This window comes from candidate division KSB1 bacterium, from assembly GCA_022566355.1.
Classification (GTDB): domain Bacteria; phylum Zhuqueibacterota; class JdFR-76; order JdFR-76; family DREG01; genus JADFJB01.
The window spans coordinates 47479-63710 of sequence record JADFJB010000007.1 but is presented as its reverse complement, the minus strand read 5'-3'; the positions used below and the strand labels follow the sequence as shown (position 1 = coordinate 63710).

Annotated in this window: 14 protein-coding genes; 8 read left to right on the top strand and 6 right to left on the bottom strand. The window is 39.2% G+C overall.

All coding sequences use genetic code 11. The annotated features are described in order from the left end of the window. Positions 1–18: 18 nt before the first annotated feature. Positions 19–786: a response regulator gene (locus tag IIC38_02740; GenBank protein MCH8124865.1), complete on the top strand. Its 768-nt coding sequence runs from the start codon at positions 19–21 to the stop codon at positions 784–786. Between the two features lie 411 nt (positions 787–1197). Here the strand turns inward: IIC38_02740 and IIC38_02735 are convergent, their stop codons facing one another. From IIC38_02735 to IIC38_02725, 3 genes are all read right to left on the bottom strand, one after another. After that, complete coding sequence (locus IIC38_02735) at positions 1198–2418, bottom strand: ATP-binding protein (protein ID MCH8124864.1); 1221 nt, start codon at positions 2416–2418, stop codon at positions 1198–1200. A gap of 162 nt (positions 2419–2580) precedes the next feature. Next, positions 2581–4575 carry a hypothetical protein gene (locus IIC38_02730; protein MCH8124863.1) on the bottom strand — a complete coding sequence of 665 codons (1995 nt, stop codon included), beginning with the start codon at positions 4573–4575 and terminating at the stop codon, positions 2581–2583. A 136-nt stretch (positions 4576–4711) separates the two neighbouring features. Further along, a complete protein-coding gene (locus IIC38_02725; GenBank protein ID MCH8124862.1) occupies positions 4712–5659 on the bottom strand; it encodes a hypothetical protein in 948 nt (315 codons plus the stop codon). Between IIC38_02725 and IIC38_02720 the strand changes: the two genes are divergently transcribed. Next, positions 5650–6462 carry a DUF4835 family protein gene (locus IIC38_02720; GenBank protein ID MCH8124861.1) on the top strand — a complete coding sequence of 271 codons (813 nt, stop codon included), beginning with the start codon at positions 5650–5652 and terminating at the stop codon, positions 6460–6462. The two genes, IIC38_02725 and IIC38_02720, sit on opposite strands and share 10 nt — an antisense overlap. 351 nt (positions 6463–6813) lie before the next feature. Here IIC38_02720 and IIC38_02715 read toward each other — a convergent pair whose 3' ends face one another. From IIC38_02715 to IIC38_02705, 3 genes are all read right to left on the bottom strand, one after another. Next, the gene (locus IIC38_02715; GenBank protein MCH8124860.1) at positions 6814–7086 is read right to left on the bottom strand and encodes a hypothetical protein; all 273 of its coding nucleotides are present in this window, start codon (positions 7084–7086) and stop codon (positions 6814–6816) included. Between the two features lie 112 nt (positions 7087–7198). Then, positions 7199–7603, bottom strand: a complete 405-nt coding sequence (locus tag IIC38_02710; GenBank protein MCH8124859.1) for a hypothetical protein — start codon at positions 7601–7603, stop codon at positions 7199–7201. Between the two features lie 153 nt (positions 7604–7756). Then, positions 7757–8359, bottom strand: a complete 603-nt coding sequence (locus IIC38_02705; GenBank protein ID MCH8124858.1) for a hypothetical protein — start codon at positions 8357–8359, stop codon at positions 7757–7759. 350 nt (positions 8360–8709) lie between these two features. On the opposite strand from IIC38_02705, the gene trkA reads away from it, so the two are divergent. The 6 genes from trkA (at position 8710) to IIC38_02675 (ending at position 16181) form a co-directional block, all read left to right on the top strand. Continuing rightward, positions 8710–10110 carry a Trk system potassium transporter TrkA gene (gene trkA, locus IIC38_02700; protein ID MCH8124857.1) on the top strand — a complete coding sequence of 467 codons (1401 nt, stop codon included), beginning with the start codon at positions 8710–8712 and terminating at the stop codon, positions 10108–10110. A gap of 9 nt (positions 10111–10119) precedes the next feature. Next, positions 10120–11562: a TrkH family potassium uptake protein gene (locus IIC38_02695; GenBank protein ID MCH8124856.1), complete on the top strand. Its 1443-nt coding sequence runs from the start codon at positions 10120–10122 to the stop codon at positions 11560–11562. 444 nt (positions 11563–12006) lie between these two features. Further along, positions 12007–12840, top strand: a complete 834-nt coding sequence (gene pyrF / locus IIC38_02690) for an orotidine-5'-phosphate decarboxylase (GenBank protein MCH8124855.1) — start codon at positions 12007–12009, stop codon at positions 12838–12840. Continuing rightward, the gene (locus IIC38_02685) at positions 12830–13411 is read left to right on the top strand and encodes an orotate phosphoribosyltransferase (GenBank protein ID MCH8124854.1); all 582 of its coding nucleotides are present in this window, start codon (positions 12830–12832) and stop codon (positions 13409–13411) included. Before pyrF ends, IIC38_02685 begins: the two co-directional genes overlap by 11 nt. Before the next feature lie 235 nt (positions 13412–13646). Further along, on the top strand, positions 13647–15362 hold the full coding sequence (locus tag IIC38_02680) for a S8 family peptidase (GenBank protein MCH8124853.1): 1716 nt from the start codon (positions 13647–13649) through the stop codon (positions 15360–15362). A 138-nt stretch (positions 15363–15500) separates the two neighbouring features. Further along, positions 15501–16181, top strand: coding sequence for a deoxynucleoside kinase (locus IIC38_02675; protein MCH8124852.1), 681 nt, complete (start codon positions 15501–15503; stop codon positions 16179–16181). The last annotated feature ends 51 nt before the right edge of the window (positions 16182–16232 follow it).

Sequence of the window (16232 nt, the reverse complement as noted above, 5' to 3'; positions counted from 1 at the left end):
ATGGCAGCGCTAAGGGAAATGAAACAGGCAAACGAATCAGGCAACCCCTTTGCCCTGGTGTTGCTTGAATCCAATTTGCCGGAGTTGGATGGTTTTGAACTTGCAGAACAAATCAAACAAAATCCTAAACTGGCTGATACGATAATAATGATGCTGCCGACAGTGGGTAATCGAGGCGATGCATCCCGCTGCAAAGAGCTTGGTATATCCGCTTATTTAACCAAGCCGATATTACAGACAGAACTGCTGGATGCGATAAAAACTGTGCAGGCCAGGTCAGCTGTTGGCAATAAACAAAATAGCAAGAAAGAGGAGGGTCAGCCTACAGAACTGGTCACGCGCCACTCATTACGGGAGGAAAAGCAGCGCCTTTGCATCCTGTTAACAGACGACAATAAAATAAACCAAAAGGTTGCGGCTAGACTGATAGAAAAACGGGGTCATAAAGTGGAAGTAGCCAACGATGGTGCAGAGGCACTTACTTTGTTGGAGCAGGGCCATTTTGATTTGATCCTGATGGACATTCAGATGCCAACGCTTGACGGTTTGGAAGCGACAGCAAGAATACGTGAAAATGAAAAGGAAACTGGCGTTCATATCCCCATAATAGGTTTGACCGCCCATGCCATGAAAGGCGACAAGGAACGCTTCCTGGAAGCAGGTATGGATGGTTATGTGCCGAAACCGATTAATGCAAAAGAATTGTTTGAGGTTATAGAAAGTGTTACTTCAGTTATTCGGTATGAACGACCTCATTCAGAAGAATCACTAGCTAGAGAATGGTAGAAAAGATGAATGCGTTGAAGTTTCCTTACAGATTGACAGGGCAGGCTGAATAGTTACAACATTAAAGAAAATGCGGATCATCATAAAAATGAATACATAGCATACATATTTATATTTATAAAATGCTGAAAATCTTTTTCACTAGACTGATTATGATACATTAAAACTAGTATGAAACTATCATGATAATTTCAAAAATGGATTACCAATCCCCATCGGGCTGGAATGTTTAATACTAAAAATTTCTAAGAATACATGAAAGATCCTTTAGTTAGGAGTAATATATGAGAATCTTTTATTAAGCATGATGACGTTAAATACAAATATTCCACTCCTCCGGAGTCCAAATCAGAGACTTATATCATGATTCTACAACGTGTTTGACCAGCTTTTACAACAAACAAATTTTTGCTACAGTTCTTCAAAAGGAATTGCCAGCACATTTTCTCCCAATTGCTGTGCCCTGGCAACCCGGCATACTACATAACCTCTTTTCGCTCGTTCAGAGTTCAATTCAATGAACTTCCTAATATGGCGAGCATCTATTTCCCTTGGTGAATCCGTCCATTTGACCTCTATCGGGATGTCCTCATCTGGCGTTTCAAAGACAAAATCAACCTCGGTTCCACTAACTAGTCGCCAAAAAGAAACATTGTATCCTCTTCCCATGTAAGCTGCTTTTTGAATCAATTCCAAACCTACGAGATGTTGTAGAAGGGGTCCGCCAATTGTGGCGAGTATTGCTTCGTTCAGCAAAAGCTCAGCAGCCGCGTTTCGGACTCCCAGATCAAAAAAGTAAAATGCAGGTGTGGTGAGTAAGCGCTTTCGAGGTGATTTTTTGTAGCTGTGTATCCAGTACCCAACAAACGTGTCAATTAAAACTTGATAGTAGTTCTTGAGCGTCGAAACCGAAATGCCACTCGCTTGAGACATTTTAGTAAGGTTGATTTGTTTGCCACTTTCGAGTGCAGCAAGTTGCAAAAAAACATCAAAAGGGACTGCATTGCGTACCAGCATTTCCATTCTGATTTCTTCTTCGATATAATTGTCCACATAAGCGGAGAGAGTTTCCTGGGCACTCTCAAGATGCTCTTCACGAATACCGGGAAGGTTGCCTAAAATAAGTCTTGTATGCAAGGATTTTTGTGGGAAGTGTCTACCATCACCAATTTTCATGCTTTTAATCCGGGAATTGCGGTTTTCTTCTTCACTTAAAGCGACAGGAAAAAGACGATAAACGTGAGACCGGCCTGGCAAAAGATTCGCAGAATGCTCGCGTAGCTTGCGCGCTGAACTGCCAGTTAAAAAGAATTGAAATCGGGTTTTGTCCTGGTCGTATAGGAACTGTATTTCTTCCAACAAAGCGGGAACTTTCTGGATTTCATCAACAAAAATATGAGTGTGCTGTAGGGGCAACGCTGTTAACTCGCGCGTGAAGATGGAGGGATCTTTTTCAAGACGACGCCGTAGTGAGGTATCCTGTAAGTTATACAATACAAAGTGATCTTTGGGAATGATGTTATTCATCAGAACGGTTTTGCCGACCTGTCTTGCTCCAAAAATGATTCGTACTTTGTTATGACTCAAGGAAGAAACTAGTTTGTCGTGCAGCAATCGGTAATAGTAAGTCATCTGAATAATTGGTATAATTTGAATACGAGTTGTAAATAATATAGGATAATTTACATCTTCTTTATACAATTTTCAACTTACTTAAAAATAATTAGTCGAACCACATTTTATCTAATAAATATATGTAAAATCTATTTATCCGCCTTTTAGCGGATAACCACTTCAAAACTTCACATCCAATTGAAGCGAAATATCATGCCGGACAGGCGAAAAGATTGTGTCCAAGCCACTACCGATTGTTTGCCGGTCTTCATATCGGGTGCTGGCATATTTAGCAGAAAAAATGAAATTTTTTGATAACCTCAATTTAGTGAAAACGTACCAGCGAACGCCGCGGCCGAATAGCAGCTTATTGGCAAGAACACCGGGGACACTCTGTTCAAATTGGTAGAGACGGGCATCGAATGATTGTGTGTTGAAAAAGGTGAACCGGGTGCCTCCGGTCAGAAAACTTTTTGGTGCTGATTTTCTCATCTCCCAGTAAATGATCCAGCCCTCATCTATTTTACTTTTAATCAAATTATGAATTGAAGAAGACAGGCTGTAACGAACAGCCTCAATCCTGGTCGCCATTTCCAGGTCTTTTTGAATTTTATATTGCAGATGCAATCGCAACCGTTTTTTAGCGAATGGCAACAGGGCTTTTCCGAAAAGAGGCGATTCTGCCGGTATTGATTCATCAGAGGTTTTGGTCTCGTGAGTATAGCGCAGGTAAAATCGAAATAACGGATTTATTTTCTGATGCCATTCAAAATAGGAATCCGATCCGACCTGTGGTAACCTTGTATTAAATGTTTTCCAGGGGGTTTTGAATTGGTCAAACCAGATTGTAAAAGTCGCCGTTTTGATTGGACGATATTTCATCGCGATATACCACCCGGTCTCATTGTTGGTACCATCTCGCTCGCCGAAGCCATGGGCATAAGGATTGTCATAACGCGGTGAATAATTTCTGTAAAGCCCTAGAATCTTCAAGTTGGATAATTCCTTCATCCCGCCAAGGATAATGGCGCCATCTCTGTTTTCATTCCAGGCAACTTCGGCAAAATAAGCTCCATTTTCAAAATCACCCCGAAGATTTATTCCCATCACAGTTAGATTTTTACCGGCAAGGTTGAACTCTTTCGGTTCATTTGAGTCTTTGGCAATTTCGGGATCAAAGTCTGTTTTAAACGCAACAAGTTGAATTTGAAAACCATCACTCCATCTATATCCTAACAGTCCGCCCAACATCCGGATCCGGGCGTTATTCAGCTTTCCTTTTTCCGTTTCTGTTCTATGAAGTCCGGTTTGGACAAAACCGGATAATTCACCGGAATCCGTCAAACCGGCATCTACTTTGATATCAGACATCCAACCGGCTGCCTGTAAACCTCCAAAACTTTTTTTAATTGCGATTCCTTGAAAGTAATCAGCTTCGAAGGCAGAGTAATGAAGCCGAATGGTCCGGTTACTTCGGCGAGTGGTATAAAAAGGCGCCGAGCCTTTTCGAATTGAAAAAGGCGACCAAATGGCCAATCCCAACCCAATATTCAATGTGTAATTGCCTAAAACCAATCTCCCTGATTTGCCCCAGGTTTTTTCAAGCCCAATTACTTTGTGATCGACCAAGGAGGACTCGCCGCTATCTTTTTCCAGCACCCCGCCAATTTGAATCTCGTTGTATCGCAAACGGTATCTCTGGTATGATTTTACCGGACCGCCTGAAAAACGATCTTCCAGGAATCCTTTAGATTCTTCCAATGGCCTGCTCAAACGAATCCGCATATCTCCTTTCAATATTCGAGGTTGGATGGCTTTAACAGTCAAAAACTGTGAAACCCAGTTCCAGATATCTTCTTCCATTCTCAATAAATTTTTTACTTGACCCAGTGATGAAAAGGGTTGTTTCTTTCTTTTGCCCAAGATTTGATTTACACTTTTTGGCGGAAATCCCGGAATCATAAGCATTTCCATTTTTGTAGCTTTATTCAGATCGAGGGGAGTTTCAAGCCAATCTTCCAATTGTTCCAATAACTCGGTTTGGTCTTCGTCGTCGGTAATGAGTTCAAGATATCGCTCTAATTCGATTGAATTTATTTGAGCTGACGAAATATTAATTTTTATCAAAAAAATAAATAAGTGAATCAAACAAAATACAAAACAAAATCTGATCATTTTCCCCAATTCTACCTCCTTTTTTTATTTCTTTTCTTTCTGCTAGCCCTAACCTTATACCTTTTTCCATATACCTTTTACCTTTTACCTTGCATTTAACCTCTCTACCTTATACCTGTTATCTTATTCCTCTCTTTCATTTCGCCAACACCACACTCAAGGCATGGGTGTAGCCCAATTCAATATGATTACTGAAGCCATAATCGATTCTTCCTGCCAGAATTTGCAGGCTAAATCCACCGGTAAATCGCGATGGATTTCGGGTAATGCCGCCTCGCACTTTAATGGATTGATATAAATCCACTTCCACACCGAAGCGGGCTTCCGGCTCAAAACCAAGTTCGTTGAATACCTCGGTAGCAGCGATGACACCTGCCACCGGGATAAACTGAATGCCGACCTGGATCGTTTGCGGCAATTTTTCGTTACCTTGACCAATAGTAGCTCTGCTTATATTTTGAATGGAACCCAGGATACTGGCCTGTTGAGTTGCCGAAAATTTCCAGCCGGCATCGAAAACCAGTGAACCTGAAGACCCATAATTTTTAATTGTGATTTGTTGAAATCGAATGGAAAAACCCCAGGCAAAGCGATCGTTTAAGGTATTGGATAAACCAGCTGCAATGGTTTGTTCGTGATAGTAGTCGAAGCCAAAATAGTTGGCGCCCAGCCCGGCTGTCCAATTGCCAAAACGTTTAGCGCCTGTAATAGCAATGAGTCCTAAATCCTGTAGATTAAACAAACGCGTATAAAAACTTCCCACACTCCAGTTAAGTGTAGAAGAAAGAGCAACCGGGTTAGAGAAAAATAATAAAGGATCCGGCTGATCTACATAGATGGTATACCCCATGCCAATTTGCCGGACACTGAGTGGCAGGTTCACATCAGCAACACCACTTTCTACCGGAAAAAAAATAAACCCGGCTATGAACAAAATCAAGAAAATCAGGTTAGAACATTTTAACAAGAAAACCTTGACAAATACCTTAATATTGGTAGATTTTATACAGGACACAAAAAGGAAGTTTAAATATGTTTTTTCGTTCCCTTTTACGTAGTTTAATGGTTTTGATTTTGTTTTCATTTTACCTCCCCTTCGTTTGTTTTGCCCAAAAGGTTAAAGCTGAGGTAAGCGTTGATCTTAGACGTTTACCCCTGGAGAAACGTGAAAAATTAGTGAATTTTCAAGAGGTTATTTCCCAATACATCAATTCCAATACCTGGTGCGAAGACATCTATGGCTCCGAACTTTTGATCAAAATTCAAATACCTCTGCAAGATGCAAGCGTTAGTTATGAGGAACGCTACCGCGGCAGTTTGTTGATCTCCAACAATAGCGATATGCAATTTTATGATAAACGCTGGCATTTTAAATATAATTTTCTGGAACCTCTGGAGTTTGATGAGAATCCAACCCATCCGTTTAATACGGTCCTGCATTTTTATATAAACATACTTCTTGGCGGAGAATTCGATAAATACGGAAAATTCGAAGGCTCTCCTTATTATAAGAAAGCGCAGACCTTGAGCCAACAGGCGCGATTTTCCCGGTTCATCCTGGGCTGGGATGAGCGTCAAATAGTGATCGACGACATTTTGGATAAAAAAAATCAAATTTACCGCGAAGCGGTTGACTCCTATTTTTTAGGTTTGGCTTATGCAGAAGAAGATTTTTCCCTCACTCGAAAATATTGCAAAGCAGCCATTGATTTATTGAAGAAACAAATTGAGGTTAGCCCCCAATATGCTCTACCCGGTCAATTTATTGACGGACACTATATTGAAATCATAAATATTTTCAAAGATGCTGAAAATTATCGTGGGGTATTCGAAACCTTGATTAAAATCGACCCCGATCATGAAGATAAATATAAAAAGTATCTTTAATGTAGGGGTTTAATTTTTATTTGCAAGGGGAATTTTTGTGGGACTTCTTTTTTTCTCTTAATCCGTGCCTGGATCTAACTAATTTCAGCTGACACATGATATTGATCTTTCTGTCTCAGACTTCTTGGACACAAAGATATTAAGACTACACAAATCTATGCTAAATTGATTGACAAAAAAGTAAGACGAAGCGATAGATAAATTTTCAGAACTAATGTAAAGTAGTAGGAATAACCAGAATAGTTTGTCTTTTAAAGTTTAGTTGCATTTCCAAACAGTTCAGTGGGAGACACAAAACCAAGACACGCTTAACATTTTGGCTGACTTCAGTGGAACAATAAATTTTGTTCCTTATTTCTGAAGCGTCCTGATATTGAGAAAAATGTTCTGACAAAGTTTTAAAGCATATTCGGATATTGAGGCCAAGCCAAGTACGTCATCATCATAGTCTGCCTTATTTCGGTCTATTCGAAGCCTGTCCAAATCTGCCTCGATCTCTAATTCTATTTTGTCGGTAGAACCGCCAAATATATCTTTGACAATTCCGTGAGCTATAGCAGTGGAAGGGATTACTTCTTTTCTGTCGTCTCTTAAAAAATTTCGTGCATTACAAAAAGCTGCCATAATAAGCGCGCGCGACTTATTGCAGAACGCAACTTTGCTTCATGATTGGAGGAAGACGTTAAACCTTTGGTGAGTTCTCGTGCCAAGAATAAGTACTGTGTCCAATCAAAGCTCATCCAAATTCGACCGTGATATTCATCAATCCCTTTGTTTGCCTTTTTGCGTTAAGCCACCAGTATTCATCTAATTCTTTCAGGCAATCAAAAGCCTCGTTTGCGTTCAATTTTGCGGATATCGAAATAATCAATTGAATGTTTTCGGGGATTTCAGGGTCGGATACTACATTTAATATTTTTTGACTATATAATGGGAAAAAATAGTTGATATAAACATGAGCTTCAAAGAGAATAGACACTAAGAACGAATTTTTCTCCAGAAACCACTGTATATCATCCCTAATTCGAAAAATATAAATATCTTCTAAGGGTGGAATCACTTTTTCTGAAATGTTAGCAGTTGAAGTTTCTTGGTCGAATTCAGTGAAGTCTTCTATTTCCGATTCAGCTATTATTGGCATTATAATTTCTCCGGCTCAAATTCTTTTCTTAATTTTTCCGTGATACATGCTTCGAAAGTATCATAAATCCGTAAATGAGCTTCCTCTACCCAATCGAATACGTTATCTCAAGGATACTTGATCGGGCTGGAATACTCGGGATTTAAACTCCAATCACCCAAACAAAATAGTACCATAATGAAGCTGAAGATATGTAAGCCCTAATCCCGCCAAAGACCCCATTAAAACTTCAGCGAATGTATGGGCGCCAAGCTGCCAGCGTGCCCATGCAATCAAAGGTACAATTAAAAAAAAGGGTGATATAATTTGTCCGAAACTCCAGGAAAGTACCATTAAAGGACAGGCTACTCCCACTGCATGGGCGCTCACTTTCCAGGTAAAATTAATCAATAGTAAAAAAACCGCATTGACCAAGTAAGCAGTCATTAAAACAATTAGAATTGCAGGCGCATTGGTGCTCTTAAGCAGAAGAATTGCAAGCAGAATACATAAAATCGCTACGATATACGGCCTGGTTCTTTCACTTTTTATTGGTAGGTGCTTGTTACTCACTTTGCCTTTTCTAAACAAATAAATGATGTATGCTATGGGCAAACAAGCCGGAACAATAAATAAGATAAACCACCAGAGGACTTTATCCGTAATTATGCCTGTAGAGTTGATCAGGAAAATAGTTACCACAAAAATCAAAAAAAATGGCGGAATACATATTTCAGAAATCCATTGGGCTAATTTGATTTTTTTTGAAGTTTGCATATGATCAGGGTCTTGATTTTTAAAAAATAAATAAATGGATAAAAAGAGCAAACAAGCAATATTTTTGTCAAACTTTCAATTAAAGTAGAAATAATAATTCTGTATAATGATTAAACCAAAAATAATTGAAAAATGGATCGTTGCTTGTTATACTAAAGGCTGTTTTTTTAAATAAAGTCAGACTACGCTTTTCACTTTATTGAACCTAATTATTTACCAACCGCAAAGACGCGGAGGACGCAAAGTAAAAATAATTCATTAGGATGATCTATAAGTCATCTTTTGAAACATAACTTTATTATATTTAAATATGTGTTTCTTTGCGATCTTGGCGCCTTCACGGTTAAAAAATGGAGAATGATTATTCGATTACGAATAATTTTAATAGAACCGTGAAATGTCTAAATATAATTATTGTAGGCCTGGGCCGGGTGGGTATGCATCTGGCAAAAATACTCTCGAGTGATATTCACAATGTTGTTGCGGTTGAAATCAACGAGACAAAGGTTAAACATGCGCAAGAATCATTTGATATGACAGTCATAAATGGTTACGGGGTAGATTATCATACACTTGAGAGAGCTGGAATTAAAGACGCCGACATGCTTATTGCATTAACATCTCTTGATGAAATAAACATAGTAGCATGTCAAATTGCAGCAAGATATGGGGTTAAACAAAAAATCGCGCGAATTCGTAACCCTCATTTTTATGAAAACCCGGATTCGTTTACGCTGAAGGAATGGGGGATAGATACTGCGATTCAACCGGAACTCGAAACAGCAAAAGAAATTGTTTTACTGATCAAGCGAAGCGCTGCGACAGACGTCATTCAGTTTGCAGACGAAAGAATTCAAGTGATTGGCATTCGCCTGGATCCGGGGTCGCCTGTACTTTATAAAACCATGGAAATTATCACACAGGAATTTCGGGAACATACTTTTCGTGTCGTCGCCATCGTTCGAAACAACCGTACGATTATCCCAACCGGATCTGACACATTTATGCCAAGGGATCAAATATTTATCATTGCCGAAACCACAGCCATTCCGAAAATTGTGGAATTTATGGGTAAGTCAAATGAAAAATTGGAACAAATTATTATTCTGGGCGGGGGCAAAGTGGGTCGGGCAACAGCCCATTTACTTGAACAAGAGAAAGATCTTAAGATTAAGTTGATCGAATCGAATCCAGAAAAATCCTATCGCCTGGCTGAAGAATTGAAAAAAACACTTGTAATCCAGGGAGATGGGCGAGATTTCGATTTACTGGCTCAAGAGGGCGTTATGGATGCGGATGCCTTAATTAGTGTAACCAGTGACGAAGAAACCAACATTCTCACATGCCTTTTGGCAAAGCATTTGAAAGTGACTAAAACAATTTCTTTAATCAACCGCGACGAATACATGCCTATCATGGCACCAATAGGCATCAATGCCGCAGTGAATACAAATGTGGTTACATCCAACACCATTTTAAGGCTCATTAGAAGGGGTAACCTGGTTTCTTTAGTTACAATAGCCGGCGTCGACGCAGAAATTATGGAATATAAAGTTTCTGATAACAGCAAATTAATAAATAAATCTCTTAGCCAGGTTCATCTCCCCAAAAATACCATTGTCGGTGCTATTACGCGGGATTCGGAGGTCCTGATTCCGGTTGGAAGCACAATTTTCCAGGCAGGTGATCTGGTTGTCATCTTTACACTTCCACAATCCATTCACGATATTGAAAAAATCTTTCATCATTAAGGTAGGTTGATGAAGTTTCGACCGATATTTTATATCCAGGGGCTTCTTCTGATTTTCGTGGGTATTTCCATGATATTCCCGGCAGCATTTTCCTGGTATTACGGAGACGATGATATTGCAGCCTTACTCATATCGGCCGGACTAAGTATCGGAATTGGCCTTCTGCTTTATTTCCCGCTGCGCTTCAAGGGTGAATTAAGAATACGCGAGAGTTATGCAATTGTTACACTAGGATGGATTGTCTGCTCCTTAGCCGGTTCGCTGCCTTTTTATATTTCCGGTTACATCCCTTCTTTTACCGATGCTTTTTTCGAAACAATGTCAGGATTTACGACCACCGGTGCGAGTATCCTGAATAACATTGAAGAGTTGCCACACGGTTTGCTTTTTTGGAGAAGTTTAACTCAATGGCTGGGCGGAATGGGTATCATTGTTCTGTCCCTCGCAATTCTTCCGTTACTTGGTATTGGTGGAATGCAACTTTTCAGAGCAGAAATTCCTGGACCGGTAGCAGACAAATTGACCCCAAGAATTCAAAATACGGCAAAATTACTCTGGATAGTTTATGTAGTTATCTCAGCTGTGGAGGCAATTTTGCTCATGTTTGGAGGCATGAATCTTTTCGATTCTCTTTGCCACACTTTTGGTACTATGGCTACCGGAGGATTTTCGACGAAAAATACAAGTATCACTGCCTTTGGCAGTGCTTATATCGACTATGTAATCATTTTTTTTATGATTTTGGCAGGGACGAATTTCAGCTTACATTACCATGGCATTCGTGGTAATTTGCTGACGTATTGGAAGAATGAAGAAGTTAAATTCTATTTGGCTATTATTCTAATATGCAGCGTCATTGTAACGATTGATAACCTGACTTCGGTTTATCCCAATATATCAGATTCTATCCGCTACTCACTATTCCAAGTCGTTTCGATCACAACTACAACTGGTTATGCGACTGCGGATTATGAGCAATGGTCATCTACCGGCCAGTTCATTATGCTATTCCTCATGTTTATTGGCGGTAGTGCAGGATCCACTGGGGGTAGTATAAAAGTGCTGCGAATCATGATCGTATTAAAGCATGGTTTTGCAGAACTTAAAAGAATTATTCATCCTCACGCTGTTATCCCTGTTAGAGTCAATGGCCAGGTAATCTCACCTAATGTGGTGAATAATATTTTTGGTTTTATCTTTCTTTATTTCAGCATCCTGGTTTTTGTAACCTGGTTAATGACAATACTTGGTTTGGATCTTGTGAGTGCATTTGCCTCAGTTGCAGCCACATTGGGAAATATCGGCCCTGGGCTTGGCACAGTTGGACCAGCGGATAATTATTCACAAATCCCAATCATCGGAAAATGGATTCTTTCATTTTGTATGCTTGCCGGCAGGTTAGAGCTTTATACGGTTCTATTACTTCTCACGCGTGAGTTTTGGAAACACTGAAAATGAATTTGAAACTATAAATGACAAGCACCAAGAAATCAAATAAATTCCAATATACAAATTATTGAATCGCAACTTCTGGTATAAAAGTTTTAGTCATTCGTGATTGAGTATTGGGGTTTATTTAATAATTGGGACTTGTTTTTTGAAATTTCCTTTAATATTAATCACTGTTTTCTTTCAACCCTTTTTATTTGAAAAATATTCATTTGTTAAATCAAAGAAAATAATTTTTTTAGTTGCGTATTCTCTCAATTTGTTTTAGTTTTTTTTGATTAAATTTTATTCCGGAAATTTGAATTGCCATCACTGTCATCCCGCAGGGATCTATTTTGCAACTAATTTATATTAAAAAGATCATTTCCTCGATTAACAGTGATAAGGTTTATGAATAGATCAGGTTAAATAATCCTGCCCAAATAATTACAGAAAGATTCCTTCATAATGAGATTCAACGAGAGGCTCCGTTCAACCTGTAGGAAAAAGGGAAGCTTCCTAACCATAGGCCTAGATCCTGATTTTGACAGGATCCCCTCTTTCCTTAAAAAATTTGAGTCACCCATTCTAGAATTTAACAAATCCATTATTAATGCCACATCAGACCTGGTTTGCGCTTATAAACTCAACATGGCTTTTTATGAACAATTTGGGATTAAAGGATGGCGCAGTCTCAAAAAAACAATTGAGCTTATCCAGGAAGATACCTTAATCATTCTGGACGGCAAGCGGGCCGATATTGCCAACACTTCCGGAAAATATGCGAAGTCTGTTTTTGAAGAATTGAAAGCTGACGCCGTTACGGTAAATCCATACATGGGTGGTGATAGTATCGCACCATTTCTCGAAGATGAATCGAAAGGTGCATTTGTACTATGCTTAACATCCAATCCCGGGGCAAAGGATTTTCAACACCTTTCGGTGAATGGCAGGCATATATTTGAAGAAGTGGCTAATAAGGCAAACGAGTGGAATACAAACGATAATGTCGGGCTTGTTGTAGGGGCAACACAGTCTCAATTCATGAAGAAAATTAGAAATATTGCACCTAATCTTCCTTTCTTGATTCCCGGTGTAGGTGCCCAGGGAGGAAATTTGGAGGAAACCATTTCTGCCGGAAAGAATTCAGAAAATGAAGGAATGATCATAACTGTCAGCAGAAATATTCTGTATCAATCTGATGAAACAGATTTCGCCAGTAAATCGCGGGCAGCCGCTTTATATTTGCGAGATCAAATAAACTCACACCTTTCATCGGCAAAGATAAACCATGGAACATAATGAAATCGTAGAGATTTTCCAAAAAACCAAGGGTTTTTTAGAAGGCCACTTTTTACTTTCTTCGGGTCTGCATAGCTCACAATATTTTCAATGTGCAAGGGTTTTGCAATATCCGCAGTATGCTGAAGAACTGGCAGAGGACATTGTGGGTCATTTTACAAATAAAAACATCGATTTGGTTATTGCACCTGCAATAGGTGGGTTAATTATCGGCCATGAAGTTGCAAGAATTATGAAAACTCGATTTGTTTTTACCGAACGATCCAAAGAGACAGATGAAATGGTTCTAAGACGAGGATTCGATTTTGAGGAAGGTGAAAAGGCCTTGGTTATTGAAGATGTATTAACGACCGGTAGATCCGTTCGAGAAATTTTAAAGCTAATTCAAAAAGAAGGTAGTGAAGTTGTAGGTATTGGCTTCATTATCGATCGTAGTAATAATAGTGTAAAATTTGGAATTCCCAAATATGCCATTTTTGAATTGCCCGCAATCGTTTACCAGCCAACAGAGTGCCCGCTTTGTGAAAAAGGTTTGCCAATAGACAAACCAGGGAGTCGGAAGAAAAACTAAACTATTAACGTGCTAATGGGAGGGATCTATTTTAATACGGTTAATCCATGCTAAAATCTGTCCCCATATTGATCCTATCTTATTATTTTGAAGAATAAGGACCGCATTATTCATATTGGCCTTTTTTTCTTCTAAAAAAATGAATCTTTCTTTGATGTTTTTAGTGGAATTCAATATCTTTTCTTTAAAATAAGAATGTCAACTATTTTAATTTTTAGCAAACGGAAAGCTGCGTATGATTTCAAAAAAATTTGTTTTATGGATTGTTTGTATTGGTGCATTATTAACCACTACTATGATCGGATTTTCCAAAGCGGATGATATAGAAAAAAAATACTGGATCTATTTTGTGGATAAGGGTCCAATCGCTACGGATCAACTGAATAAAATCGTACGACAGAATCTTTCGCAGCGCGCGATCTCGAGACGGATTAAAAGGGGCACTCCCGGGAAGAGTTTTGATGAATCGGATTTACCGGTTTACAATAAATACATTCAACAAATAAAGGATGAGGGAATCAAAATTGTGAGACGATCCCGATGGCTAAACGCGATAAGTGTAATAACAGGCAAATCGGAAATTGAAAAGCTATCGGCTCTGCCTTTCGTTAAGAAGACCAGTCCGGTTGGAATCTATAAAAGGGAAGCAAATGATTCTGAATTTAAAAACAGCTCTATTCCAAAATCAAATGCAAAAAGCTTCGGGTTAGATTACGGGCCGTCACTCAACCAAATCCAAATTTGTAATATCGACCCCCTGCACGAGGAAGGGCTGACAGGTAAGGATGTTTTAATCACCTTATTGGATAGTGGTTTCTTTTTTGATTTGCACGAATCACTTCAACATTTGGATATTTTGGTTGAACGAGATTTTATAAACAACGATGACATCACTCACAACGAAGACGGACAAGACATTAGCAGTCAACACAATCATGGAACACAGGTGTTGTCTGTCATTGGTGGGTTTTTACCGCAGAGTTTAATTGGTCCCGCATATGGTGCAACTTATGCATTGGCAAAAACAGAGCATATCCCGACGGAAACAAGAACAGAGGAGGACAATTGGGTTGCAGCAGTCGAATGGGCCGATAGCCTGGGCACGGATATTATTTCGACCTCTTTGGGGTATCTTGTTTTTGACGATGGCTTTAGCTATCCGTACAGCGCTTTAGATGGACATACCATGGTTACTTCAATTACCGCTTCCACAGCTGTAACCAAAGGCATCATTATAGTGGTATCCGCCGGAAATGAAGGGTTGGTTTCTGAATGGCCATATGTGTGGAGTCCTGCAGATGGTATTGGAGTCGTCACTGTTGGCGGAGTGAACTCAGATGGTTCTCGTTATAGCAGGAGCTCAATAGGGCCAACGGCAGATAACCGGATCAAACCCGATGTAATGGCTAAGGGCACAAGAGTTACAGCAGTTGACCCAGGACACAATCAAAGAATTGGTACAGTTACGGGAACTTCTTTTTCAGCTCCTTTAGTAGCGGGGATTTGTGCTCTCATTTTAGAAAGACATCCTGAATTAAACCCAAGCGATATGCTAACCGCTCTCACCTCAACAGCATCGCAATCGAGCTCTCCCGATAATTTCATGGGATATGGCATTGCTAACGCTCTCGATGCTGTAAATTATTTTGGACCGGCTTCCACTGGTGGGTCTAATGTAATCCCGGATGGATTTTCGCTTCATCCTCCTCGAACAAATTTTGCATCCAACTATACAAGATTTTTGGTTGATATGACAGAAACAGAACCAGTAACAATAACGATTTACAATATCAGGGGCCAGAAGGTTGATAGCATACAACAATCAATTGAAGCAGGGACACAAAGATCGGTGCTCTGGAATTGGCCGCAGAATGTTTCTGGTGGTATCTATTTTGCACACTTCCAAAGCCCAACAAAAGAGGGTGTTGTGAAAACGATAATTGTTAGATAGAATCATAATTTATTAGATTCATCCTAGCAAAATAAATCCAACAGCTCTCAGTTGATCTACACTTATTATTTGCTGATTTTTAATTTGAGAACGGCATAATTTAAATTGTTAAATCGAATCCTTGCATATTAATAACTGATGAACGCTCAAAACGAAAAAGGGTCCCATGTGTTTTTTTTGGTCATAGCCGGTAATATTGGTGTTGGAAAAACCACTTTATCGGAACTCATTGGCCAAAAACTGGGCTGGAAAGTCTATCAGGAGCCGGTTAAGGAAAATCCTTATCTGGCGAAATTTTATAAAGATATGACGAGATGGAGTTTTCACTCCCAAATATTCTTCCTGACCCAAAGATTCAAATCCAACTTACAGATCGATAAAATGAATGTTCCAATTATCCAGGACAGGAGCATTTATGAAGATAGCGAAGTATTTGTAAATAACCTGTTTAAAAGTAACCTGATTTCAATTGATGAGTATGAAACATACAGGGAACTTTATACTTCAATGATCGAAGCTTTAAAACCACCGGCTTTAACTTTATATCTCCGCGCTTCGCCCTGGACTTTATTAAGTAGAATTCGAAAGAGATGGAGAGATGTTGAGCGGGATATCGATAAAGAATATCTTTTCCAATTGAATTTGGCCTATGAGAAATGGATTGGAGGTTGGCAAAAGCAACATAAAGTATTAACCATTGAAACTGACGGCCGGGATTTTGTTCAAGATTTACAATGGCGAAAAGAGATCATTTCAGTTGTTAACAACGAATATGAAAAGTCTATTTCTATTTCTTCTAATATAAAAATCCACCCTTAAATTTGTTGTTTTTCTTTTATTTACCTTGAAAATACCTATTTATAATGATAG